This is a genomic window from Vibrio sp. 378 (assembly GCF_033339435.1).
This window is the reverse complement of the sequence record NZ_JAWOUO010000625.1, coordinates 1-406: the sequence shown is the minus strand read 5'-3', so window position 1 is coordinate 406 and position 406 is coordinate 1.

The following is a 406-nucleotide window of genomic DNA, read 5'->3' as shown; positions in this document are numbered from 1 at the left end:
ACCGCGCCTTGTTCGGTCTGCCGCCACGCCAGAAGGATGAGCCGGGCTGAATGATCGACCGAGACAGGCCCTGCGGGGCTGCACACGCCCCCCCACCCTTCGGGTAGGGGGAAAGGCCGCTAAAGCGGCTAAAAGCGCTCCAGCGTATTTCTGCGGGGTTTGGTGTGGGGTTTAGCGGGCTTTGCCCGCCTTTCCCCCTGCCGCGCAGCGGTGGGGCGGTGTGTAGCCTAGCGCAGCGAATAGACCAGCTATCCGGCCTCTGGCCGGGCATATTGGGCAAGGGCAGCAGCGCCCCACAAGGGCGCTGATAACCGCGCCTAGTGGATTATTCTTAGATAATCATGGATGGATTTTTCCAACACCCCGCCAGCCCCCGCCCCTGCTGGGTTTGCAGGTTTGGGGGCGT